This is a genomic window from Rhodococcus sp. Q (assembly GCF_005503035.1).
Taxonomy (GTDB): domain Bacteria; phylum Actinomycetota; class Actinomycetes; order Mycobacteriales; family Mycobacteriaceae; genus Rhodococcus_G.
Genome location: NZ_SCOY01000001.1, coordinates 272,632 through 296,075 on the forward strand (window position 1 = coordinate 272,632; position 23,444 = coordinate 296,075).

At 68.7% G+C, this 23,444-nt stretch carries 22 protein-coding genes and 1 pseudogene; 10 read left to right on the plus strand and 13 right to left on the minus strand.

Annotation, left to right across the window (positions count from 1 at the left end):
- The first annotated feature begins 51 nt into the window (after positions 1–51).
- Complete coding sequence (locus tag FFS72_RS01340; RefSeq protein ID WP_137872245.1) at positions 52–498, plus strand: hypothetical protein; 447 nt, start codon at positions 52–54, stop codon at positions 496–498.
- A 28-nt stretch (positions 499–526) separates the two neighbouring features.
- On the plus strand, positions 527–694 hold the full coding sequence (locus FFS72_RS01345) for a hypothetical protein (protein ID WP_212744304.1): 168 nt from the start codon (positions 527–529) through the stop codon (positions 692–694).
- Between the two features lie 89 nt (positions 695–783).
- Here FFS72_RS01345 and FFS72_RS01350 read toward each other — a convergent pair whose 3' ends face one another.
- The 3 genes from FFS72_RS01350 to FFS72_RS01360 form a co-directional block, all read right to left on the minus strand.
- Entirely contained in the window at positions 784–1,278 is a 495-nt protein-coding gene (locus tag FFS72_RS01350) for a hypothetical protein (RefSeq protein WP_137872246.1), read from the minus strand.
- Between the two features lie 278 nt (positions 1,279–1,556).
- Complete coding sequence (locus FFS72_RS27080; protein ID WP_502704061.1) at positions 1,557–2,420, minus strand: hypothetical protein; 864 nt, start codon at positions 2,418–2,420, stop codon at positions 1,557–1,559.
- Complete coding sequence (locus FFS72_RS01360) at positions 2,366–2,881, minus strand: MFS transporter (protein WP_502704066.1); 516 nt, start codon at positions 2,879–2,881, stop codon at positions 2,366–2,368. Before FFS72_RS01360 ends, FFS72_RS27080 begins: the two co-directional genes overlap by 55 nt.
- Here FFS72_RS01360 and FFS72_RS01365 point away from each other — a divergent pair.
- Together FFS72_RS01365 and FFS72_RS01370 are read left to right on the plus strand one after the other, a co-directional pair.
- Positions 2,869–3,234, plus strand: a complete 366-nt coding sequence (locus FFS72_RS01365; RefSeq protein ID WP_137872247.1) for a VOC family protein — start codon at positions 2,869–2,871, stop codon at positions 3,232–3,234. The genes FFS72_RS01360 and FFS72_RS01365 overlap by 13 nt on opposite strands.
- Before the next feature lie 101 nt (positions 3,235–3,335).
- Complete coding sequence (locus FFS72_RS01370; protein ID WP_137872248.1) at positions 3,336–3,569, plus strand: PLDc N-terminal domain-containing protein; 234 nt, start codon at positions 3,336–3,338, stop codon at positions 3,567–3,569.
- Between the two features lie 36 nt (positions 3,570–3,605).
- Here the strand turns inward: FFS72_RS01370 and FFS72_RS01375 are convergent, their stop codons facing one another.
- Both FFS72_RS01375 and FFS72_RS01380 read right to left on the minus strand, forming a co-directional pair.
- On the minus strand, positions 3,606–4,091 hold the full coding sequence (locus FFS72_RS01375; protein ID WP_137872249.1) for a hypothetical protein: 486 nt from the start codon (positions 4,089–4,091) through the stop codon (positions 3,606–3,608).
- Positions 4,092–4,120: 29 nt separating this feature from the next.
- Positions 4,121–5,566 (minus strand): glycoside hydrolase family 183 protein, encoded by a 1,446-nt coding sequence (locus FFS72_RS01380; protein WP_137872250.1) that lies wholly within the window; start codon positions 5,564–5,566, stop codon positions 4,121–4,123.
- Positions 5,567–5,744: 178 nt separating this feature from the next.
- Here FFS72_RS01380 and FFS72_RS01385 point away from each other — a divergent pair, with 178 nt between their 5' ends.
- Positions 5,745–7,157 (plus strand): ABC1 kinase family protein, encoded by a 1,413-nt coding sequence (locus FFS72_RS01385; protein ID WP_502704062.1) that lies wholly within the window; start codon positions 5,745–5,747, stop codon positions 7,155–7,157.
- A gap of 33 nt (positions 7,158–7,190) precedes the next feature.
- Positions 7,191–7,874: a rhomboid-like protein gene (locus tag FFS72_RS01390; RefSeq protein ID WP_137872251.1), complete on the plus strand. Its 684-nt coding sequence runs from the start codon at positions 7,191–7,193 to the stop codon at positions 7,872–7,874.
- A gap of 11 nt (positions 7,875–7,885) precedes the next feature.
- Here the strand turns inward: FFS72_RS01390 and FFS72_RS01395 are convergent, their stop codons facing one another.
- The 4 genes from FFS72_RS01395 to FFS72_RS01410 all read right to left on the minus strand — a co-directional run bounded on the left by FFS72_RS01395 (position 7,886) and on the right by FFS72_RS01410 (position 11,979).
- Positions 7,886–10,021 carry a thiamine pyrophosphate-dependent enzyme gene (locus tag FFS72_RS01395; RefSeq protein ID WP_137872439.1) on the minus strand — a complete coding sequence of 712 codons (2,136 nt, stop codon included), beginning with the start codon at positions 10,019–10,021 and terminating at the stop codon, positions 7,886–7,888.
- Positions 10,022–10,071: 50 nt separating this feature from the next.
- On the minus strand, positions 10,072–10,476 hold the full coding sequence (locus tag FFS72_RS01400; RefSeq protein WP_137872252.1) for a VOC family protein: 405 nt from the start codon (positions 10,474–10,476) through the stop codon (positions 10,072–10,074).
- A gap of 112 nt (positions 10,477–10,588) precedes the next feature.
- Positions 10,589–11,443, minus strand: coding sequence for an SDR family oxidoreductase (locus tag FFS72_RS01405; RefSeq protein WP_349303975.1), 855 nt, complete (start codon positions 11,441–11,443; stop codon positions 10,589–10,591).
- A 68-nt stretch (positions 11,444–11,511) separates the two neighbouring features.
- Positions 11,512–11,979 (minus strand): nitrobindin family protein, encoded by a 468-nt coding sequence (locus FFS72_RS01410; protein ID WP_137872253.1) that lies wholly within the window; start codon positions 11,977–11,979, stop codon positions 11,512–11,514.
- Between the two features lie 163 nt (positions 11,980–12,142).
- Here FFS72_RS01410 and scpC point away from each other — a divergent pair, with 163 nt between their 5' ends.
- From scpC to FFS72_RS01430, 4 genes are all read left to right on the plus strand, one after another.
- Positions 12,143–13,678: a succinyl-CoA:acetate CoA-transferase ScpC gene (scpC, locus tag FFS72_RS01415; protein ID WP_137872254.1), complete on the plus strand. Its 1,536-nt coding sequence runs from the start codon at positions 12,143–12,145 to the stop codon at positions 13,676–13,678.
- Between the two features lie 69 nt (positions 13,679–13,747).
- A complete protein-coding gene (locus FFS72_RS01420; RefSeq protein ID WP_137872255.1) occupies positions 13,748–14,671 on the plus strand; it encodes an alpha/beta hydrolase in 924 nt (307 codons plus the stop codon).
- 140 nt (positions 14,672–14,811) lie between these two features.
- The gene (locus tag FFS72_RS26645; protein WP_212744305.1) at positions 14,812–15,627 is read left to right on the plus strand and encodes an MTB12 C-terminal domain-containing protein; all 816 of its coding nucleotides are present in this window, start codon (positions 14,812–14,814) and stop codon (positions 15,625–15,627) included.
- On the plus strand, positions 15,624–16,688 hold the full coding sequence (locus tag FFS72_RS01430; RefSeq protein WP_137872256.1) for an ABC transporter substrate-binding protein: 1,065 nt from the start codon (positions 15,624–15,626) through the stop codon (positions 16,686–16,688). The genes FFS72_RS26645 and FFS72_RS01430 overlap by 4 nt, the downstream gene beginning before the upstream one ends.
- 110 nt (positions 16,689–16,798) lie before the next feature.
- On the opposite strand, the pseudogene FFS72_RS01435 reads toward FFS72_RS01430, so the two are convergent.
- The 4 genes and pseudogenes from FFS72_RS01435 to FFS72_RS01450 all read right to left on the minus strand — a co-directional run.
- A pseudogene (locus FFS72_RS01435) lies at positions 16,799–17,146 on the minus strand (transglycosylase family protein); the annotation flags it as partial.
- Positions 17,147–17,567: 421 nt separating this feature from the next.
- A complete protein-coding gene (locus FFS72_RS01440; RefSeq protein ID WP_137872258.1) occupies positions 17,568–19,700 on the minus strand; it encodes an MMPL family transporter in 2,133 nt (710 codons plus the stop codon).
- Positions 19,697–20,377, minus strand: a complete 681-nt coding sequence (locus FFS72_RS01445; protein WP_137872259.1) for a formyltransferase family protein — start codon at positions 20,375–20,377, stop codon at positions 19,697–19,699. Before FFS72_RS01445 ends, FFS72_RS01440 begins: the two co-directional genes overlap by 4 nt.
- Positions 20,374–23,424, minus strand: coding sequence for a non-ribosomal peptide synthetase (locus FFS72_RS01450; RefSeq protein WP_137872260.1), 3,051 nt, complete (start codon positions 23,422–23,424; stop codon positions 20,374–20,376). Before FFS72_RS01450 ends, FFS72_RS01445 begins: the two co-directional genes overlap by 4 nt.
- Positions 23,425–23,444: the final 20 nt, after the last annotated feature.

Genomic DNA, 23,444 nt, shown 5'->3' on the forward strand with positions numbered 1-23,444 from the left:
CGATCAGGATTCGAGAAGCGGGCGGCGCCGTCCCGACGTAGCGTGATTCTCATGAACACAACCAGTGAAGGTTCGGGATTCTCCTCCGACGAGAAGGCCGCGATGAAGCAGCGCGCCGACGAGTTGCGCTCGACGAAGGGCCTCAAGGGTGCCGCGAAGCAGGCGCGCGAACTCGAGGCGTGCGTCGACGCGATCGACGCGCTCGCGGGGATCGACCGCGAGGTCGCGACGGCGTTCCATCGGATCGTCGCCGAGGAGGCTCCCACACTGCGGCCGAAGACGTTCTACGGGTTTCCGGCCTATGCGGACGCCGACGACAAGGTGGTCATGTTCGTGCAGCCCAAGTCCAAGTTCGACACGCGGTATCCGACGGTCAACTTCGACGAGAAGGCCAACCTCGACGACGGCGACATGTGGCCGACGTCGTTCGCCGTCGTCGCCGTGACCAATGCTGTGGAGGAGAGGCTGCACGCGCTCGTGAAGCAGGCCATCTCGTAGTCATGGCACAGCGATCGCCCGGTTCCAGATGGAGATCCTCTCGTTCCACCAGCTGCACATCGCCGCGGATCGCACCGCGACCTTCCTGCTGTGCGAACACGACGGCCAGCGCCACTGCGCGCTCGGATTCGGCGCCGGCGCCACCGAATCATCGATCGAGACGATGATCGCCGGCGCCAACCTGCGACACGGCTGACCCGCCTGTGCGTGACCTCACCCTGCTAGGTGTGGTGATCACGCACAGGGCAACGGGCCGACCTACTCCAGGTTGCCCTGCGGGTAGCCCTACCCGCCGCTGCTACCGAAGCTGAGGTCCGCCGACCCGGTGGATGTGGGATCCGGCGGCGCCCCGACGACGACGTCCCAATCGAGGTCCGGCCACCCCACACTGCCTTCGTGTCCATCCACCCCGAACGTGATGCCGGTCGGGTAGCGGGTACCGTCCGGGACGTTGTCCGGAACCCTGTACTTCGCGGTGAAGTTCACCGTCTGGGATTCGTAGTGCCACCCATTCTTCTGGCTGGAGTAGACGTGCCAGCCACCCTCAGGCGCTGTCACCGAGACCGTCCCGTCCCCGAACTCGGGCACGACGTCCTGAACCGTCCGGACCAGGCCTGTGACGACTCCACTCCGAACCAGCTCGACCGTTGCGGTGCCCGGAACGTACTCGAGGCCGGCATACGCGTGATCGGTGATGCGGGTGATCACCCGTTCCTCATGACGGTCCGCGGGGTCGTAGGCAGGTGGAGCCTCCATGAGGAACGTGGTGCCGATCGTCAACTCCTGACCCGCATAGACGTGAGGCGACCTCGCATCATAATTACCGTGGTCGGTCGTGACCAATCGACTCGGCGCCCCCCTGGCGACCACGAGATTCTCGAAGCGGGGGTAGTAGCTCGACATCCCGGTGGCAAATGCTGCACTCGCAGCCCCGGACCCGACCGCGACACCTCCGGCCACCATCGCCGAAGCCAGTACCACGGAGGCACACCGCCGCATCATTGAAACAGACATACGCAAACTCCATTCGGTGAGGAAGGCTGCCGCGACACCCCGATTCAGCGATTCCTCGCTACCCCGCATGCGCGCGGCGCCAGCGTACCCAGCGCCCACGATTCCCGGACAAGTTTGAAAAATTCTGGTAGAGAACATTTTTGCGTTTCACAGAACCATGACTGCATGACCCTGCCGCTCAGTGTGCCGATTCGCGAACAGCGTGTTCGCAGCGGCTGCCGGAAGTCGTAGAACGACGGCGCCTTGACCTCACGCGGTCGGGTCAGTTTGCGGTAGCTGATCAGCCATCGTCCGCCGAGGACGTTGCTGATCGCACGAGTGAGGTTGTCCTTGAACCCGATACGGTTCGCGGTACCGTTCGTCTGCGGCTTCCTCTCGTCGGGCAGACCACCCCGATCTCGGATACAACGCCCCACTGCTTCTCGCCCATGCACCTGAGGCGTGCGGCGAACGTCCGTGTGGTCTCCTCGATCTGGTGAAGTTGTTCCGGGACAGTGAGAGTCAGCGCCGCAGACACGTCGACATTCTTCCACCGGATGCCACGCCGCTCCATCGGAGATTCCAAGCGGTGGACCTTCGGCGTGACGCCCGACGTAACGCGGATCAGCCTTGCGCGTGGACAGCGTCGTCGATCCTCTCGATAGCCGCCTCCGGAACTTCCACCTGCTTGATGCGGCGAGGCAGCGCGAATGCACGATCATTGCGCTGAGCGGGGCTTGGAACATCGCGAATCCCTCAGGGCTGACACCGAACCCGTAGCCGAGGCCCAGCACTGCGGGAGTCATCACCAGCTTCGGAAGCAGGATCGTGAAGAGACCGGTGGTGCCGTAGGCGAGGCCGGCGCCGAGCGTCGTCAGGTACCGACCCCGTTCCTTGAGGACGCCGAGATCCACCAGCGGCTCACGCACCGCGCTCGCGGAGATGCACCAACCGACGAGCAACGCCAGGCCACCGACCAGGAATCCGAGCCTGGAACTGCTGGTCCAGCTCCAGGCCGGGCCGAAGCTGACCGCGACCAGGATCCAACGTCGCGAATCAGCGAGTAGCTCAGGAACAACACCGGTACAAGGAACCCTGCGATCGCACGCCCGACGATAAGGAGGAAGTAGTTCTGAGCCACCGCCGAGACCAACCATCGAACCGCGGAAGTACCCACACAGACGAGCAGCGTCCGACGGTTGTCGTGCGTATCGGCGAGCTTCCCGATCAGAGGCGCAGCGACGGCCCCGACGAGCCCGTTCGCCGTCAGGCGCCTGGCCCCCTGGGTGGTCTGGAACTTGGACGAGATTGTCGGCAGCGCCGAGGGCGTGCGTCGACGCTGAACGCCGAAGGCCCGCCTCGTCCATACTGACCGGTATGGCGAATCGATGGGGTGGGATCACGATCGACTGCGCGAATCCAACGCGCCTGGCATTGTTTTGGAGCGCGATCCTGGACACCCCCGTCACCGCTGAACACGGCGATGATCCGGGATGGGCAACGGTCGGCTCGCGCTGTGACGGCCGGCCCCGTTTGACCTTTCAACGAGTGACCGAGCCCAAGGTCGGAAAGGTCCGCATCCACCTCGACGTCGAGGTCGACGACATCGACGCCGGTCGCCGCCAGGTGGAGAACCTGGGCGGGCGCTGGACCGGTGAGTGGCACGACTACGACGAGGGAGTTGTCATGGTCATGCGCGATCCCGAGGACCATGAGTTCTGCCTGGTCCAGTGCTTCCATTGAGATGCCGACTGGTCACTGCGCGGTTTGGCGGACACCGATGGGCACCGGTCTGCAGGGCGCTGTGAGTCACGATTCGCGAGCCCGAGAGGAGGATCTTCGACATGGAGTTCGACGCGACGATCCCGCTCGGATACGACATTGCCTATGCCCTCATCGTGGCCCTGTGGGCGATCCTGACGGGCGCTGCGCTCGTTTCCGTCCTCAGAACCCACCACGACCGGTCGGGATCGAAGTTCTGGTGGTCCGCCCTCGTCATCGCGCTTCCTGTCCTGGGCGCATCCGCATGGTTCTTGAGCAGCGACCGACGCCGCGACACCGAACGGGACCGCGCCTAGGTTTCGGCCGATCCGGCAGCCGAGACAGGGCTCTTCTCAGGGCATTTCGACGGTCTCGGCGCGGGCGATCTCCTCGATCGCGCGCCGCAGGTAGCCGTCCACCGGTGCCTGCGCGACGGCGAGCAGGTCCGCGATCACCAGCAGCGCCTGCCGCAGGACAACGGGCCAGCCGACGCGGACGGTGTCCTCGTCGTAGTCGGTAAGGCCGAGCGATCCGGTGAGCACCACCGCGAGCGCGCCGACGTCGAGGGACGGCAGCCACACCGCGGCGGCGCGGGCGCAGCGTTCGAGCACGTCCTGTACCGCCTCGCCCGTCAACCCGTCGGCGTGGGTGTCCTCGAGCAACTCCCGGACCATCGCCGAATGGACCGACCGCACCTGATCGGGATCCGCGGTGAGCAGCCGGTCGACGGCGTCGGCGTACGCCTCGGCGTCGCCGGCCGTCGCCGCGGCGACGGCGTCGGACGTGCCGGTCGCGATGTCCTTCGCGGGACGCGGCCAGTCCGCGGGCCATTGCTGCACGGCGACGCTCCTCGGGTTCGGGCGCCGGGTCACTCCAGCTCGGCGCGCATCAGGAAGACGTTGTAGTCGGACCACGTCGAGATCGTGAAGTACAGGTCCTCTGCGGTCGACCACGGATGGATGAACCCACCGTACAACTCGGGGTACGACTCGACGCCCACCATCCGGACGGGCTCCGACCATGTGCCCTGCGGCGCGTCGGACTCACGCAACGTGATGCCGGTCCGCAGGGTGTCGAGATAGCCGATGCGCCAGACGCCCCGGTCGTCGTCGTAGTCGACGGACAGTTCGCCGGCGGTGCCACGGATGATCGGGGTCGCCGCCCGCGGACCCCCGACCGGCGTCCACTCGCCGTCACTCCAGTACTGGTACGCGGACTTGTTGAGGACGTCCGCCTCGGGCACCCGCGCCAACGCGACCTCACCGAGCCGGGTGTTGGGAGTACCGAACATGTACACGTACCCGCCCTGCGGGACCATCGCCGCGACCTGGAACCTGCCGAGTCCGAAGATGTTGTCCCAGCGCGCGTACGGGTCCTTCGTCCACGTCTGCCCGCCGTCGTCCGAGTAGGCGATGCCGCCGTGGTTGGTGAACCAGGTCGTCGGGATGCTGTTCCAGGTGCGGATCGACATGTAGCTCATGTACTGGCGCGACCCGATCGCGAAGCCCGACGTCGGGATGGTGGTGATCTCGACGTTGTCGATCTTGCGGCTGCTCAGCACCTCCGCGGCGTGGCAGCGGCTGTCCTGCACGAACTTGTCGATCGTCAGACCGTCGGCAAGATTCGCGTCGGTGCTGAATCCGAGGACGTTGCTTCGCCAGTCGTCACCCTGCCCACCGGGCGGGTGGAATCCGCGTCCGACGGTGTCGCCGAACGCGACGGCGACCTCACCCGGCTGCGACTCCCACATGATGCCGAGGTCGGTGCCGTTGACCTGCCACCGCTTGTCGGTGCGGTTGGTGGAGCTCGCACCGGTCACCTTGGCGACCATGTTCACCTCCCGCACCTGTGGGGTGGCGCGCTGCGGCACACGCGGCGCGGACTCCGTCGGCGGAGTCGCCTCCGCAGGTGGATCGGGCAGCTCCTGATCGACGCCGGGCACCGGGATGCCGAACACGAACGGGTTGAAGTCGAGACCGATCTCCGGGATCCCGATCCGCGACGACAGCCCGCCCAGCGGGTCGGGCACGTCGGTCAGGTCGGGGCACGGGTTCGTGCACGGGTCGGCGGGCAACGTCTCCGGGGTGATCCGCACCGGGTCGGGTTCGGGCGCCGGGAACGGCACCGGCTCGACCCACGGATACGGGATCGGGATGTTCAGCTTCTCCGGAATGACGGATTCGTGTTCCACCGGCGGATCGGACGCGCACGGACCCGTTCCAACCACCGGCGCCGCGGTCGCGGTGCCGCCGATCATTCCGCCCGCCGCGACCATCGTCGCGATCGCCGCCATCGCCACCGCCCGCTTGGACATCGCCACCTCCTCAGGTCGGAACAGCGTGCACGATTGCGGTGTTCACTGCACTCCCCCGCGCGCGGTTCGCCGGAAATCGCCACCGAACCGCGATCCACTGCGACGGCATCCGGCATCGTCGAGGCATCGACGGATGGCCGTTCCGTCTCCTACGCTGTCGGGCTGAAGCTGAAGCGAGGTGACCGTGCACGACTCCCTGTCCCGCCCTGTCGGCCCCTATTCGTCGGGGCCGCCGGCCGACGCCTTGGCTGTCCACATTCCTGACCTGGAGCGTTTCGGTCCGGCTCAGCTGTGGCGGGCGCTCGTGGTCGGCACGGTGATCGCGGCGTGTGCACTGTTCGCGACCGTCACGAAGCCGTTCACCCGCCGGAACATGGGATGGGCCGATGCCGCGTCGGAGGGCGTCGTCAACGGCTTCGAATTCCTCGGCCCGACGTTCGTCAAGCTGGGGCAGTTGATGGCGTCGTCGTCGGGGATGTTCCCGCCTGCGCTCGCGAATGCCTGCCTGAGGTGCCTCGACGACGTGCCGCCGGTGCCCGCCGCGCAGGCACGGGCCGTGGTCGAGGCGGACCTGGGCCATCCGATCGGCGAGCTGTTCGCCGAGTTCGACGATCGCCCGCTGGCAGCGGCGTCCGTCGCGCAGGTGCACGCGTGTGTCCTGCCCGATGGCCGCCAGGCCGTGATCAAGGTGCAGCGCCCGGGCATCCGCCACCGCATGCTGCTGGACCTGCGGACCGCCTATTGGGGTGCCCGCAAACTCGAGCGGCTCCACGACTTCTTCCGGATCGCCAACGCGACGGCGATCATCCGGGATCTGCACAACGCGACGATGACGGAGCTCAACAGCGCCGTCGAAGCGGACCGGCAGACCCGGTTCCGGGACGCACTGTGGACGTTCGGGGACAACAAGGGCGTCACCGCGCCCGAGGTGTTCTGGCCGTACTGCGGGCCGCACGTCATCTGCATGGAACGGATGCACGGTGTCCCGTTCGACCGGATCGAATCGGACGAGTCGGTAGACACCCGCATGCTGATCCGCCGCGGCGTGAAGGCGTGGATCGAGGCGATCACCATCCACGGCCCGTTCCACGGTGACGTGCACGCAGGCAACCTGTGGCTTCTCGACGACGGTCGTGTCTCGCTCCTCGACTTCGGCATCGTCGGCGAACTGCCGGAGGTGTGGCGGTCGATCCTGCGCGACATGTTCCACGCCACGCTGATCGACGGCGACTACTCCGCCGTCGCCCGCGGCATCCGCTCTCTCGGCTACACCTCGGACCTCGACGCCACGGACGCGGAGATCGGCGCCCAGGTCGGGGCCGTGCTGGCACCGGTGTTCGCGAACGATCTGGGCGAGCTGAAGCTGAGTTCGCTGATCGGCGCGCTCGTCACCATCGGCAGGCAGTGGGGTGTCGCGAGCCCGGAGGAGCTCGTGCTGTTCGGCAAGCAGCTCGGCTACTTCGAGCGGTACGCGACGCGGATGGCACCCGGCTGGGTGATGGGCACCGACCTGTACCTGTTCCGCAACGTGTTTCCCGACGAGGTCGCGGCGCGCGCGGAACAGCTCGGCGTCACTCTTCCCGAGGACTGACGAACCAGCCGTTCCGGGGTCACACTGGAGTCCGTGGCGGTCCTGGATCGGCTCCATCTGTCGGCGTCCGCGGTGTGGGCGTACATCCGACGCGCCCCTGGCACCTACATCTGGCTGGCCGTCCTACTGATCACGACGATCGTTGGGCGGCAGCTCCCCGACACCGTGCTGAATGAGGTTCTCGGAGACCGATCGACCAACCTGCACCACCTGAGCGAAGACCCTCTGCGGGTGCTGGTCAGCAGTGCGTTCTGGCTCGCAGGCGGGCCGTGGATCTCCTACTTCGTGCTCTACAACATCTTCCACGTGCCCGCCGAGCGCTGGCTGGGGACACTGCGCTGGGCATCGGTCTGCGTGATCGCGCACGTCGGCGCCACGTACCTCAGTGAGGGGGTCCTGTACTGGGCCATCCGGCACGGCGATGCACCGGCGTCCGCGGTGACCACCCTCGACGTCGGCGTCAGCTACGCCCTCGCCGGGGTGGTGGGTGTGCTCGCATACCGGATCGCGCCACCGTGGCGGTACGTCTACATCGCAGGCGTCGTAACGTTTTTCGCGGTCCCGGTGCTCGTGAGCCAGACCTTCACCGATGTCGGGCACCTGAGCGCCGCGCTGATCGGCTTCGCGTGCTATCCGCTCACCCGGGTCCGGCGCGGCGTGTGGGATCCGGTGGCGGCAGTTCGATCGCTGCTCCCGCACCGACAACCGGCAGGCTGACAACCCGTCGTTCAGCGCCGAACCAGTTCGAGTGCAGCCTGCTCGATGTCCCGTTCCGACAGCAGCACGAGCCGGGCCGCATCACCGAGAGGAACGAAACTGTCGGCGCTCGACACGCGTGCGATGGCCCCGGTGAACCCGGCGTCGACGAGGGCGGTGAGCACACCCTCCGACACCCCGCCCGACGCCCGCGTCTCGTCGGCGACGAGAACCCGCCCGGTCGCGTTCGCCTCACGCAGCAGGTCGACCGTCGGGAGCGGAACCAGCCACCGCAAATCGACGACGCGGACACCGATTCCCCTGTCCCGCAGGCGTCGTGCCACCCGCAGGCTCAGGTACAGGCCGTTCCCGAACGTGACGACGGTCAGGTCGGTGCCGTCACCGTACGTTCGCGCCGCACCGATCGGGACGTGATCGGCGGTCGCGGGATACGAGGCGAGCCACCCGCCGTCGCCGGGGTCGTGCAGATCGCGGGTGTGGTAGCGGGCGATCGGCTCCAGGAACACGCACACCGCGCCCGATGTGCGGGCGGCCGCGGCGCAGGTCAGCAGCATCGCCGCCGCGTCGTCGGGACGGGACGGCGACGCGACCACGATCCCCGGAACGTCGCGCAGTACCGCGACGGCGTCGTCGTTGTGGAAGTGGCCACCGAACCCCTCCTGGTAGCCGTAGCCGGCGACCCGCACGATCATCGGATTTCGGTACTGCCCGGCCGAGAAGAAACCCAATGTCGCTGCCTCACCGCGTATCTGATCCTCCGCGTTGTGCAGGTAGGCAAGGTACTGGATCTCGGCGATCGGGAGGAGCCCGGACAGTCCGGCACCGGCAGCCAATCCGAGGATCGACTGTTCGTCGAGGAGGGTGTCGAACACCCGGGCCGCACCGAACCGCTCGGCGAGGCCGCGCGTGACACCATAGACGCCACCCTTGCGTCCGACGTCCTCGCCGAACAGCAGCGCACCACGGTCGGCGGCCAGGATGTCCCCGAGAGCCCGATTGACGGCGCGGGCGAGCGTCACCCTCTCCGTCGAATCGGTTGTATCCAAGTTTGATTCGCGCATGTGTCGCACGTGCCCGGCAACCACCGCGGGCGCCGCCGGAACGAGGGGAGCCATCACCTCGGCGCGAGTGTGGAGCGGCGCCGCGCCGGCCACCTCCCGCGCGACGGCGTCGACCCGCTCGTGGACCTGCCGGTAGCGTTCGAGGACGGCGGCGGGTGTCAGGACGCCCGATTCCACCAGCGCGCGTGCCGTCCCCACCAGCGGATCACGATCCAGGTCGGCGGCGATGTCGGCGGGCGTCCGGTACGCGGCTTCGACGTCGGAGCCCGCGTGCCCCAGCAGCCGCACCGTCCTCAGGTGGAGGAAGGCCGGACGGCGGTGGGTGCGCACCCACCGCGCGGCGCGGTCCGCGGCGTCGACGGCGTCCACGACGTCACACCCGTCCGCGGAGAAGTACTCCAAGCCGACGCGGGCGCCGTACGCGGCGGCGATCCACCCGGGCGCGGTGGGCACACTGATGCCGAGTCCGTTGTCCTCACAGACCAGCAACAACGCCAGGGGTAGCCCGCGGTACGCGAGGTTGGTGGCGGTGTTGATCGCACCGACGGCGGTGGAATGGTTCGCGGAGGCGTCACCGAAGCTGCAGACGGTGACCGCGTCGAGTGGCCACTCGCAGTCGACACCGAGGCGGGCAGCCCGCTCGATCGCGAACGCCACCCCCACCGCCCGCGGAAGATGCGATGCGATCGTGGACGTCTGCGGAATGATCGCGAGGTCGTGACGGCCGAACACCTTGTGCCTGCCCCCGGACGTCGGGTCCTGCGCGGCGGCCACCACGCCGAGCAGGACGTCCCGGACCGGATCGCGGCCGCCGACCTGCCTGGCCCTCTCCACGAAGAAGGCCCCCGAACGGTAGTGCAGCAGAGCGGGATCCGTGGGCCGAAGCGCTCCCGCCACCGCGGCGTTGCCTTCGTGTCCGGCCGAGCCGATCGTGTAGTAGCCGCGCCCGGCTGCGCGTAACCGCCGGGCGGCGAGGTCGAGGTGCCTGCTCGTCAGCTGGGCGTCGAACAGGTCCAGGCAACGCTGGGCCGACAATCCCGAACCGCTGCGGACGAACCCGGTCGGCACGTCGGCCGCCGCCACCATCGATGCGGTGGCGGCGGCGAAACGGGCCCCGACGGGATCGTCGTCGGGTGTCAGCCCTGGGTGACCGCCGGATCCATCCACATGACCTCCCAGACGTGACCGTCGAGGTCACGGAACGCGCGGCCGTACATGAATCCCTGGTCCTGCGGCTCCATCCACGCACTGCCACCCGCAGCGATCGCGGCGTCGACGAGGCTGTCGACCTCGTCGCGGCTCTCCGCGGACACGCACAGCAGCACTTCGCGGGCCTTACTGGTGTCGCAGATGTCGCCGGCGATGAAATCCTTGAACCGAGCCGTCTCCAGCAGCATCACCATGGTGTGTTCGTTGATCACCATGCAGGCCGTCTGGGCGTCACAGAACTGATCGTTGAACTCGAAGCCGAGTCCGTCGAAGAACTTCCGGGTGGCGGTGACGTCACTGACCGGAAGGTTGGGGAACATCATTCGGGACATCGTGGGCTCCGTTTCCGTGCGTACGACTGCATTCATCCTCAGCGTGAGGCTGTCGGATGTACAGACCGACACGATCACGAAAACTCATCGGAGCCCACGATCCGCCCGGCGATCAGCCGATCGGCAACGGCTTCGGCCAGTCCTTGCCACGGAACGTCGCGTCGATACCGCCGTCGACGAACACCACGGAACCGACCATGTAGGTGGACTCCGGGCCGAGAAGGAACGCGACCAGTGCGGCCACCTCCTCCGGTGTTCCGCCGCGGCCCGCAGGGACCACGCCGACGAAGCCCTTCATCGCCTCGCCAACCAGCGGATCCTCACGGCCCACAATCGTCATCGGGGTCTCGATGATTCCCGGCGCCACGGCGTTGAGCCGGATTCCGTCCTTGATGTACTCGGCGGACCGGGTCCGCGCGTACCAGGCCAGCGCCGCCTTCGTCGCCGGATATGCCTGGACCGATGCGATGTCACCGAATGCTGCCGCGAGTTCGGTCGCCTTCTGCTCGTCGCCTTCGAGGCACGCCTCCGCCACCTCCACGGGCCAACCGGGCTGAGCGGTGGTGGAGTTGGAGCTGACCAACACCACCGCCGGTCTGGTCCCGGCGGTCAGCAGCGGACGCAGTCCCTCGAGCAATTCGACGGCGCCGAAGTAGTTGACCGCCACCATGTCCGCCACGGAACGGCCCGCCGCAGGCGCGAGGCCGGCGAACGGCACGAACCCGTCGATCGAGTCGCCCGCGAGCGCGGTGATCCGCTCGATCGCCTCGGCGCGGCCCGCGGCCGTACGCAGGTCGACGGTGACGTCCGCCGCCTGGACGTCGACGCCGATCACCCGATGCCCGTCGGACTCGAGGCGTGCCTTGGTCGCAGCACCGATCCCCGATGCGGACCCCGTCAGAACGTAGGTACCCAATTGACTTCCCTTCGCGACACCAGCCGTCGCGCCGGCATGCGCGGCGGTCACCCGGTCACGGTAGGTGCGTCGACACCGTCCGTCCGAGAAACCGTCCCATTCACCGGGCGAGCGCCCGATCAGACTCGCTGGAGCCGCGCGGTCAGATGATGCGTCAGGGGCGTCTCCGCGTGCGCCATCCACAGGTCGTAGCTCAGTGCGTCATCTGCGACGATGAAACGCCTGCGCACCTCGTGGACGGGCTTCGCGTCGGGCGACCGCGACAGCGACAGCGGCGTCAGGTCGAGCACGCCGTCGGCGACGTCGCCGCGCTGGATCTCGACGAACCCGGTCGGCTGGCTCACCAACAGTTCCACCGAGCCGCCGCTGCGCCGCAGGTAGCCGTTCTCGGTGTGCATCGGCCGCTCCCGCCCCGGCGACCAGGTACGGGACCGGTACGCGAGGAACGGCTTGCCGGGCATCACCGTGAAGTCGATCTCCTCCTCGTAGGAGAAGTCGGCGATCGTCGGGTAGTGCCCCGTACCAGTGCCGGTCCAGGTGCCCGCGAACACCTTGAGTTCACCGAGCAGATCGTCCGTCGCGTCCATCCCGCACCTCTCGTCGCGTCGGGTCGGTTCGCCCGCTCTTGGCATTGTTCCCGAGCGCGGGCGGACGAGCCACCTACGATCAGACGTGAGACTGGCAGGGCAACGGGACGGGCCACCGATCGGGTACCACGGGTCCACCGATAACATTACCTTCACTAAAGAGATGGACGCGAAGGAACGAACAGCCGTGAGCAGGATCAAGAGCACCGCCCTCGCCGCCAAGGTGACCTCGGCCACTGACGCCGCGGCGGTGATCCGGCCCGGCGACACCGTCGCGATCAGCGGGTTCGCGTCCGCAGGGACACCGAAGGCCGTCATCCCCGCCCTCGCGAAGCGCATCCACGAGGTCCGCGGCCAGGGGGCGAACTTCACGATCAACCTGCTCACCGGCGCGTCGGTGTCGTCGGAAACGGAACGCGCACTCGCGGAGGTCGACGGCATCGCACTCCGGATGCCGTACCAGTCCGAGCCGACCGCACGCCGCAAGATCAACGAAGGCCGGATGGACTACGTCGACATCCACCTCTCGCACGTCGCGCAGCAGGTCTGGGAGGGCTACTACGGCAACGTCGACGTCGCGATCGTCGAGGTTGCGGGGATCACCGAGACCGGCGACCTGATCCCGGCCGCCTCGATCGGCAACAACAAGACGTGGCTCGACGTTGCCGACCGGATCATCCTCGAGGTCAACTCGTGGGTTCCGTCGGCGATGGAGGGTATGCACGATGTCTACTACGGCACCGCTCTGCCCCCGAATCGCACGCCCCTGAACATCACCCACGTTGCGGACCGGATCGGTCAGCCCACGTTCCGGGTGGACCCGGCGAAGGTCGTCGCGGTGGTCGAGACGAACGTCGCCGACAGCGCCAGCACACTCACCGACCCCGACGACGTCAGCCTCGCGATCGCCGGGCACGTCCTCGACTTCTTCGAGCACGAGGTGAAGGCGGGCCGACTGCCCGCCGACACCCTCCTGCCGCTGCAGGCGGGAATCGGCAACGTCGCGAACGCTGTTCTCGGTGGCCTCGACCGCGGCGGGTACCGGAACATGACCTGCTATTCGGAGGTCATCCAGGACTCGATGCTGCGGCTGATCAAGGACGGTGCGGTGGCGCACGCGTCCGCGACGTCGCTGGCCCTGTCGGAAAAGGGCCTGGCAGAGCTCACCGACAACATCGACTTCTACCGCGAACACATCACGCTGCGACCGCAGGAGATCAGCAACCATCCCGAACTGGTCCGCAGGCTGGGCATCATCGCGATGAACGGGATGCTCGAGGCGGACATCTACGGCAACGTGAACTCGACCCACGTGATGGGAACCAAGATCATGAACGGCATCGGCGGGTCGGGCGACTTCGCCCGCAACGGCTACCTGTCGATGTTTCTCAGCCCGTCGACCGCGAAGGGCGGCGCGATCTCGTCGATCGTTCCGATGGTGCCGCACGTCGACCACACCGAACACGACGTGCAGGTGCTCGTCACCGAGCAGGGGCTGGCGGACCTGCGTGGCCTCTCGCCGCGGAAGCGGTCCAGGGTGATCGTGGATCGCTGCGCCCACCCCGACTACCAGGGACTGCTGCACGACTACATCGCGCGGGCGCAGGACCAGCCGAACGTCGGGCACACCCCGCACCTCCTCGGGGAGGCGTTCTCCTTCCACGAGCGGTTCACCACGACCGGCTCGATGGCCCGGTAGGGCGAATACTCCGGCGCCCGGCCTGCCCGACGCTCTACGATCCGGGCAGGGATCGAGAAGGGACCGCCCATGCCCGACAACGTGTTCGACCCGGGACTGCCGCTCGCCCGGTACCTGCCGCGCACCCCGATCTCGGCGCTCACGGCGGGGCCGATCCGGTGGCTGACGCAGTTGCCCACATCCCGGCCCCCTGCGGGCGGCGAGATCGTCCACGTCGACGCCGACGTCTCGGTTCGCGTGTTCCGCCCCATCGCACCGACGACGGCGCCCGTGGCGGGAGTGCTGTTCATCCACGGCGGCGGCTTCGTGATCGGCAGCGCCGCGATGGGCGATGCCCTGTGCCGTCGGATCTCGACCGAACTCGGTGTCGTCGCGGCGTCCGTCGAGTATCGGCTCGCGCCCGCCCATCCGTTCCCGACGCCACTCGAGGACTGCTACACGGGATTGCGTTGGCTGGCAGCACAGCCCGGAGTGGACGCGTCGCGAATCGCGATCATGGGCGAAAGCGCGGGCGGCAACCTCGCTGCGGCACTGACACTGTTGTCGCGTGATCGTGGCGAGATCCGACCGGCGATGCAGTTGCTGTCGTATCCGATGCTCGACGACCGGACCTGCGACCGCACCGACGTCGACAGTCGGCACCTCCGGGTGTGGAGTATGGACAGTAACCGATACGGGTGGCGATGCTACCTGGGTTCCTCAGCAGGACAGCATGTTCCATCGTTGGCGGCACCCGCCCGGCACGAGGATCTTTCGGGGCTTCCTCGGACGTGGATCGGGGTCGGTACCCACGATCTGTTTCACGACGAGGACGTCACCTACGCGGCGCGGCTCACCGCGGCGGGTGTTCCGACGACGCTGCACGTCGTGCCGGGGGCCTACCACGGCTTCGACCTGATCGAGACCCGTAGCGCAGTCTCTCGCGCCTACCGGCGTGAACAGCTGCGTGCGCTCGCATCGACGCTCGGCGAGGGCGTCTCCGACCCCGCCTGAGTCTCCGGTCGCCGCCGGTCGCGACGACCCGTGATCCCAGCCCCGACACCGGTGATGTTAGCTTAGCCTAACGATACTTACCGCGGTGCAGAGGCGCGGTCGCCACAGGAAGACGAAGTACGCATGACTGGCACGACGCGATGAGTGTTCACACGGGCTACGACGATCCCGGATTCGACGACCGAGGCATCGACGGCCCGGGCCACGACAACGGCCCGTATCGAGCGGACCCGCCTGCGCGACGCGGCATCCACTGGCCGACGGTGCTCGTGTCCACGTCCGCAGCCGTCGTCGTCGGGGCCGCGATCCCCGGCCTCGTCCTGCTCGGCATGCACCTCGGCGACGAGGAACAGCAGGTCGTGGTCACGATGGAGACCCCGCCCGGCCTGTCGGCCCGTGTCGCCGACAGCGGCGTCAGTGTGCTCGAACCGCAGACCGCCTCGGCAGCGCCGGCACCCGCGGCACCAGCCGCGGCCCCTGCTCCGGCAGCTGCCGCGGCACCGGCGCCAGCCGCTCCCGTCTCGGCGGCGCCTCCTGCGGCAGCTCCCGCGGCCGCGGCGCCCGCAGGACCGACCACGCCCGAACTCTCCACTCTCAACGGTCTGCTGGTGGAGGGCCTCGCCCCGGGTACGAGCGACGCCGACCTCGCCTCGGGTCTCGAGGGCGGGTTGGCAGGCGTGCCCACCGTGCGTGGCGTCGGCAACGCGCTGAACCTCGCCTCCGGGGTCTACAAGTGGAACCTCGAGGGTCCGGTGGCGGTGGACGGCGACGTCGCCCGCGCGCAGCTCACGACCTCGCTCATGGGCGGTACACCCGGCCGCGCCACGCTCAAGTGGTACTGGATCGACGGCCAGTGGAAGCTCAGCAACGACAGCCTCTGCTTCATGGCACACCGCGCCATGGTCAGCTGCACCGTGCCCGGCAACCCCGGTGGACCGAACGGACACCCCGCGTGAGGCGCGTTCTGGCCGTCGGATTCACAGCGGTCGCGGCACTCGTCCTGACCGCGTGCGGCGGGGACTCACTCGCCTCCTCGGACGGCGAAACCGTCACCGTCAGCGGCAAGTTCGGTGACGCACGGATTCCGGCGGGCGCCGACCGGGTGCTGCCGCTGTCTCCGCAGGACGCGGACATGGTCATCGCAACCGGTGTCGCGCCGATCGCCCTGCCGTCCGACACCAACACCCTGGTCGCAACGGGCGGCACGGGAGTGTGGCCCTGGCAGGCGGACGCGCTGACCGAGATGGGCTACGAGGTGCTGCCGCCCGACCCCGGCGGCGGTATCGAGGCGCTGACGTCGGTGGAGGACAAGGAGATTCCCACCCTGCTGTTCGAGGGCGACGCTCAGGGTTACCTGGAGCACATCGTCGCGCTGGAGCCCGACGTCATCGTCGCGACCGGCCAGTGGAATCTCAACGAGGACATGTACCGCCAACTCTCGGCCGTCGCACCGATCGTGCATTTCGACCATCAGGCCAACGTCGAACCGTGGCAGGACTCGACCCGCAAGATCGGAAAGGCCCTGAGCCGCGAATCCGAGGCGGAGAGCGCGATCGAGAACGCGGAAACCGCAGTCGCGGAAGTCCGAAACGCGCACCCGGAATTCGAGGGCGTCCGGTTCAACGCGGTGATCGGCGACCTCGCCGGCCAGTTGTACATCCTGTCCGGTGAGGACCGCGGCATCGGGATGGTCATGAAGGATCTCGGATTCCAGCTGTCCGACTGGGCCCGGACGGTGCCCACCGACGCGGACGGACGCGGGGTGGTGAGCTACGAACTCGTCGGAAACCTGGACACCGATGTGGCCGTGGTGATCTCCCCCGCCGGCGACATCGACTACATGCGCGGCAATCCGCAGTGGAGCACCATGCCGATGGTGCAGCGCGGCTCCATCGTGTCGATCGCGCGCAACGCGGGAGTGCCGAACGCACTGGGCTTCCCGTCTCCGATCTCCCTGCCGTGGGGATCCGAGCGGATTGCGGACGCACTGTCCACGGCGGTGTCCCGGGTGCCCTGACCCGAGAAAGCCGACATGCGAACGCCGCGGCCGCCGCACCCTGCTGGGTGCGGCGGCCGCGGCCGTTCTGCGTCAGGCGCCTGGGTGGAACTCGATCAGGTTGCGGCTCAGAGGTACTGGCCGCACACCGGCCATGCACCGGGGCCCTGGGTTGCGAGGACATTCTCCGCGACCGCGATCTGCTCTGCGCGCGAGGCGTTCTCGGGGGATCCGGTGCCGCCGTTGGCGGCCCAGGTGCTGTCGGTGAACTGCAGTCCGCCGCCGTAGCCGTTGCCGGTGTTGGTGGACCAGTTGCCGCCGCTCTCGCACTGTGCGACCGCATCCCAGTCGTTGGCGCTGGCGGTGCCGGTGGCGAGGCCCATCGGGATGGCGACGAGTGCGCCCGTCACTGCCGCCCAGCCGAGGGCCTTCTTGGCCTTCGTGGCAGCGGTGTTGTGAGTACGGGTGAAGGTGGTCATCGAGATGTTTCCTTTCGCTGGCCGCGTTCGAGGCCGTGCAATGGAGTGGGATGTGGCGTCGCGATCTGGTCGCGATAGCCTCGACGCTGCCCCTGAGGGGTGTGGTGCTCGTGGCCGGTGTCCGCGGGGCAGTCTCGGTATCGGACCGGCGGTGGCTCCTGATCTCCGAGCCGCTAACGACAGTACGGCGGGCCAGCATCGTTGGAAACCAGGCACTTTCGGTGTCGCCGTCTGTGTCACTCGTCCAGGTTCGGACTTTCGTACAGTTGATTCTCCCTGGTCGACCCCAGGAAGTACGCATCGCGAACGATCGCGTTATCGTTACGTTATTGTGAGCCAGATCACATGCCTTGTGAGCGCCTTCTCACTCCGCCAGGCCCGAGTACGCAAGCACAAGGGGTCGGAACCCATCTCGGAAAGGTCACGCGCGGCTCTCGACTCCCACCTTTCGGGGTCGCTTCGCCACCCTGACCTCGCCTCCTCCCCACGGCCACCAGTTGGCGCGTCCCATCAACGCGACCAGCGCGGGTACGAGCAGCATCCGGACGAGCGTCGCGTCGATGACGAGCGCGACGATCATCCCGACACCGAGAAACCGCATCGGCGTCAGGGACGACAGCGTGAACGCACCGGTCACCAGGATCAGCAGCCCGGCGGCCGCGGTCACCACCCGTCCGGTGTGAACGGCACCCGCCAGGACGGCGGACTCCGTGTCTCCGCCGGCGCGGTGCTCCTCGACCATCCGCGAGATCAGGAAGGTCTCGTAGTCCGTGGACAGGCCGAACACCACCGCGACCACCAGCACCGCCATCCCTGCGGCCAGCGGCCCGGTACTGACGCCGAGCAGTCCCGCCAGGTACCCCTCCTGGAACACCCAGGTCAGGATCCCGAACGTGGCCCCGAGGCTCAGCGCCGCGACGAGCACGGCCTTGACCGGCAGCAGCACCGACCCGAACGCGATCAGCAGCAGGACGAAGGTCGCGAGCGCCATGATCGCAACCATCAGCGGGAACCGGTCCACGATCGCGTCCACGCCGTCCGCGGTCAGGGCGCTCTCGCCGCCCAGCATCACCTCGACACCGTCCGGGACGTCGAGTGCCCGGATCTCGTCGAGCACCGCCATCGCCGGCTGCGACCGGTCCGGGACCGTCAGCTGCGCCTTCAGGACGGTGACGTCGTCCCGCGTCCCGCCGACCACGACGGCGGCGACGTCGTCGACCGCCGCGATCCGGCGTCGAAGCTCCTCGACGTCCAACGCGGCGGGCGCCCGACCGTCGGTCCCCCGGGCCACGACGACGACACCGCTGCCCGCGGCCGGGAACTCCGCCGCGACCCGCTCCACCGCGACGCGCGCCGGGTCGCCGGCAGGCAATGCCGTGTGGTCGATGTCGGTGAGCTTCACGCCGAGCACTGGAATGGCCAGGATCAGCAATATCGCGGTGATGGACGTGGCGACGAGGCCGCGTCGGGCCAGCACCGCTCGCGTCACCCGTTCCCAGAACCTCGCGGCGCGCGCCTGACCGCGGCCGAAGGCGTCCCGGCGCCAGCTGCCCGCCCCGATCCGGTGGCCGAGCAGCGCGAGAGCGGCGGGCAGCACGGTGAGCGACATCGCCGCCGCCATGACCACCGCGGACATCGCGCCGAAACCGAGTGACCGGAGCGATGCCTGCGGGAACACGAGGGTGCCCGCGAACGCGCACACCAGCAGCAGCGAGGAGAACGCGACGGTGCGTCCCGCCGTGGCGAGGGTGCGGGTCAGCGCGACCGCGGGGTCGGCGCTGCCGAGTTCCTCGCGGTAGCGGCTGACGACGAACAGTCCGTAGTCGATCGCCAGGCCGAGGCTCAGCAGGGTGGCGATGTTCACCGCGAACACGTTGACCTCGGTGAACGACGAAGCCACCCGGAGGCACGCGAGCGCGCCGAGGATCGCGAGAACACCGACCGCGACCGGCAGTGACGCCGCGACGAGCCCACCGAACACGAGGACGAGCACGACGAGGGTGAGCGGCAACGACAGTGCCTCGGCGCGGAGCAGGTCCCGCTCGGACCGCGTGTTCACCGAGTCCGCGACCGCAGCGAACCCGGTGAGCTCGGTCGAGACACCGGGCACGATCAGGTGCTCGGCGAGCTCGGAATAGGCTGCGAGACGCTGGTTCTCGTCGCCCGCTGCGAAGACCAGGGCCAGCGCGCGGTCACCTGTCTCCGACCGCAGGTATTGCGCCACCGGGGGCGTGTTCCACGGCGTGACGACGGGCCGGCTCAGCAGTGCGGGATCGACGGTGTCGAGCTGGGCCTGTACCCGGGGGCCGATGTCGTCGACGGTCGCTCCGGGCGGAGCGGAGTACACGACGACGACATCCGGGCTCTGCCGCCCGAACTTCTCCTCGACCAGCCTCTCGACTCGCATCGACTCGCTGCCGGGGTCGGCGTACCCACCCGTACCGAGCCTGTCCCCGACGGTGGAACCCCAGGCACCCGCGGCGACCACGAGGCCCGCGGTCAGGAGGAGAATCAGCCAGGGCCGCCGCAGGACCACTGCCGACCACCGGGTCACGGCCGTGTCCCCACGGCCAACGCCGCCGCCAGTTCCGGATAGTGCGGCGCGAAGACACCGAGCGCACTCGCGCGGGAGTAGCGCGGGTTGTCCTGGTGCGCATCGAGTTCGGCGAGGTCGCGGAGGCCGTGATAGCCACCCCGGTCGCCGGACGAAGGCAGCGGCGTCAGCGTTCCGGCGAACACCTCGGGCAGAGCGCGCTCGAACAGCATGTGACAGGCACGCAATCCCGCCATCATCACGTCCTGGAAGGTGTCCTCCGGACCGATCCCGAACTCCTCGACAGCGAGAACCGCGCCCGTGTCGACACCCAGGTCGACCTCGTGCAGCGTTGCGGCATAGGAACTCTCACCGGCAAGCAGCGCGTGCACGATGGCGATCTCGGGCCGTCCACGGTAGGCCGGGAGCGGCCCGTTGTGAATGTTGAGCACCCGCAGTCCCGATTCGACGATCGGTGCCCGCAGGATCGTCGGATTGTTGACCGACCACACGACGCCGTCGGTGCACGTCGCCAACACCGCATCCGACGCGCTGTTCACGTCGGATCCGGTGAGCACCGGGACACCGTCCGGCACCGTCTCGTCCGGATCGGTCCACACCAGGTCGATCCGATGCCCCGCGGCCTGCGCGCTGCGCACCGCTCGCCACAGCAGCGCGCCCCTGCCGATGAAGATCACGGCGCCTCCACACCCTGGCGGGCCGCGACCGCCGCCTCGAGAACCCGTGCCAGCGTCATCTGCTGCACCAGGCCTTCCAGTCGCGCGACGAACGCGGCCTCGCCGTCCGGACCGACCACGGTGCGCGACACCTGCGCGAGCATCTCCAGCGAGGCGAGGGAGTCGCCGCCGAGCGCGAAGAAGTCGGAGGACGGGGTGATCGACACCGGGTCGATGGACAGCACGGTCGCCCAGATCGCGGCGATTCGTTCCAGATCCTCGTCCACAGCACAGTTTTCCGCGGTCTCCGAACCACCGGGGATACCGGCGGCCGGGCCCGGTTCACCCCAGGGCGACACGTCGTCCGCCGTGGCACCGGGAAGGCGGGACACGTCGAGCTTCCCGTTGTCGGTCAGCGGCAGTTCCTCCACCTGGCGGAAGTGCGTGGGGACCATGTACGAGGGAAGCCGCTCTGCCAGGAACGCCCGCAGTGCCGCCTCGTCGAACCTGCCTGATGCTACGACGTAGGCGTCGAGGACGCCGCCGGTGTCCGTCCGTCTGCCGACCACCGCGGCGGCGCCGACCCCGGGGCACCGTTCCAGCACCGCCCGCACCTCGCCGGGCTCGACACGGTTGCCCCGCACCTTGACCTGTCCGTCGACGCGTCCGACGAAGTCGAGGGACCCGTCGGGAAGCAGACGCGCGAGATCACCTGTCCGATAGGCCCGTACACAGTCGCGGAGATCCACGAACCGGTCCGCGGTCAGGTCCGGGCGACCGAGGTACCCGTCGGCCAGCTGCGGTCCGGCCAGGTACAGCTCGCCGACTGCACCGGCCGCCACCGGAGCGCCGTCGTCGTCGAGCAGGTACGCATCGGTGCCGGCAGTGGGCGTACCGATCGGAACCGTCCCCGAGTCGGGGTCGGGGTCCACGCCGATCACGTGGGTGGTGCACACCACGCTCACCTCGGCGGGACCGTAGCTGTTGAGCAACCGCACGTCGGGTCCGAAGAACTGCCGGGCCCGAGCCGCCAGCGCGGGCGAGAGCTGCTCGCCGCCGATGACGACGGTCCGCACCGAACCCGGATCCAGGCCGAGCCGCAGCACCACCTCGAGCAGGCTCGGCGTGAAAAGGAAGGTGTTCGACCCGGATTCGCACAGCATGTGCCGCAGCGACAGGTGCGAGGTGTCGTCGGGAACCAGGGTGACGGCGCCACCCGTCAACAGCGGTGCGAAGAACGCGGCGCACGCCATGTCCGCGGCGGGCGTGTGGTGGTGTGCGAACCGGGTGTCCGATCCGAGCCCGTACCAGTCGGTGACCCCGTCGACGAAGTGCACGACACCGGAGTGCGGGACGCGCACACCCTTGGGACGTCCCGTCGACCCGGACGTGTAGGTGACGTACGCGAGGTCGTCCCCGTCGATCGCCACGCGCACCGGCTCCGGCGCCTCGGCCGGCAGGTCGTCGAGCACCAGGACCGGGACGTCCGACGGCACCGCGTCCACGCGATCACGCTCGGTGAGCAGCACCGCCGCACCCGAGTCGGCGACGATGCCCGCGCGCCGCTCCGCCGGATGCTTGGGGTCGAGAGCGAGGAACGCCGCCCCGGCGCGGAGCACCCCGAGCTGCGCCGCCACCGCAGCGACGCTACGACCGGCGAGGATCGCGACGATGTCTCCTCGGTCCACCCCGCGCTCGCGAAGAGCCGCGGCGATCGCGTCGGCGCGACGATCGAGTTCGCGGTAGGTGTACTCGCCGTCCGGCGAGCTCACCGCCACCGCGTCCGGCGCCGCGACCGCATGCTCCCGGAATCGGGAGTCGGCCGTGCCCGTGCTCGCCGCCGGGCCTCCCGAGGCGGCGGGCGCGAGTACCCCGCCCGGCAGCTGCCCGTCGGAGGCCGTCAGCTCATCCGAGATCCGGTCGAGGACCGCCTCCAGCCGCACACCGACTCCGGAGCCGGCCCGACACGACACGGTGATCTCGGTCGTCCCGTCACATTCGAGGACGACGAAGGACACCGGCACCAGCCCGGTGTGTACCGGGACGGCACGTACCGCGGTGACACGGAATCCCGGTACGGACAGATCCGCGGTGGACACCTGGCCCGCATGGGACACCAGGGCGGACACCACGTTTCGATCCGCCTGAGCCCCGATCCGGTGCGCGCCGCGCAGCACGGTGCGGGCCACGGCCCCCGGAAGGCGTGCGAGCCCTCCGTTGTCCATCTCGGCGAGCTCGCGCCGTGCCGTCATGCGGACGAGGATCCGCGCGTGCACCTGCGACCACGACTCACCGGGATCGACATCGAGGAACAGGGGCAGGGCAAGGTTCGCGGTCGAGCGCAGGGCAGGGTCGTGCCTGCGCAGGTCGACGGGAATCATCACCCGGATCTGCGATCCGACGACATCGGCCAGCACGGCCGTGATCCGGGCGACCGCTGCGGCGGCCGCGCCGGGGACGGTCCGATGCCGCCACAGGAACGGGCGATCCTTCGGCGGGCGTCCGCTGGCCCCGAGCGGTGACCTGCGGGTCGGAATCAGCGTGGTCGGCTTGCCCCGCTGTCCGAGCCGGGCGACGAGGTCGTGGTCAGCGGTCGGGTCGGCCGCACCGACCGGTTCCTCGCCGCGCAGGACGCGGAACACGTCCGCCGCCCACAACGCCAGCCCGCGGGCGTCCATCACTCCGTGGAACACGCGGAACACGACCGTGGACGTGTCGGATCCGCTCACGAGCACCACTTCCGCGGTGCCGTCGCCGTCGGCGCCGAGATCACGGGTGAGCACGGGATCGGTGTCCATCGCGCCGAAGTCGATGCCGGCTCCGCTCTGGACCGTGACGGGCGGGGTGACACCGGAGTCCACCCACCGGTCGCCGTCGCGGCGCAGCCGGGCACCGGGGCAGGCGTCACTGGCACGGGTCACCGCATCGATCAGACGGTCGGCGTCCAGCACTCCCGAACCGGAGACGACGAGCTGGATCGCGAACGGCTCGGCGAGCGGCCGACCGGCGAGGTAGAGCCGCTCGGTGGCCGAGATCGGGCGTTCGAACCGATGGAGGGTGGAGGTCACGGCAGACCCTTCGTGGTGGG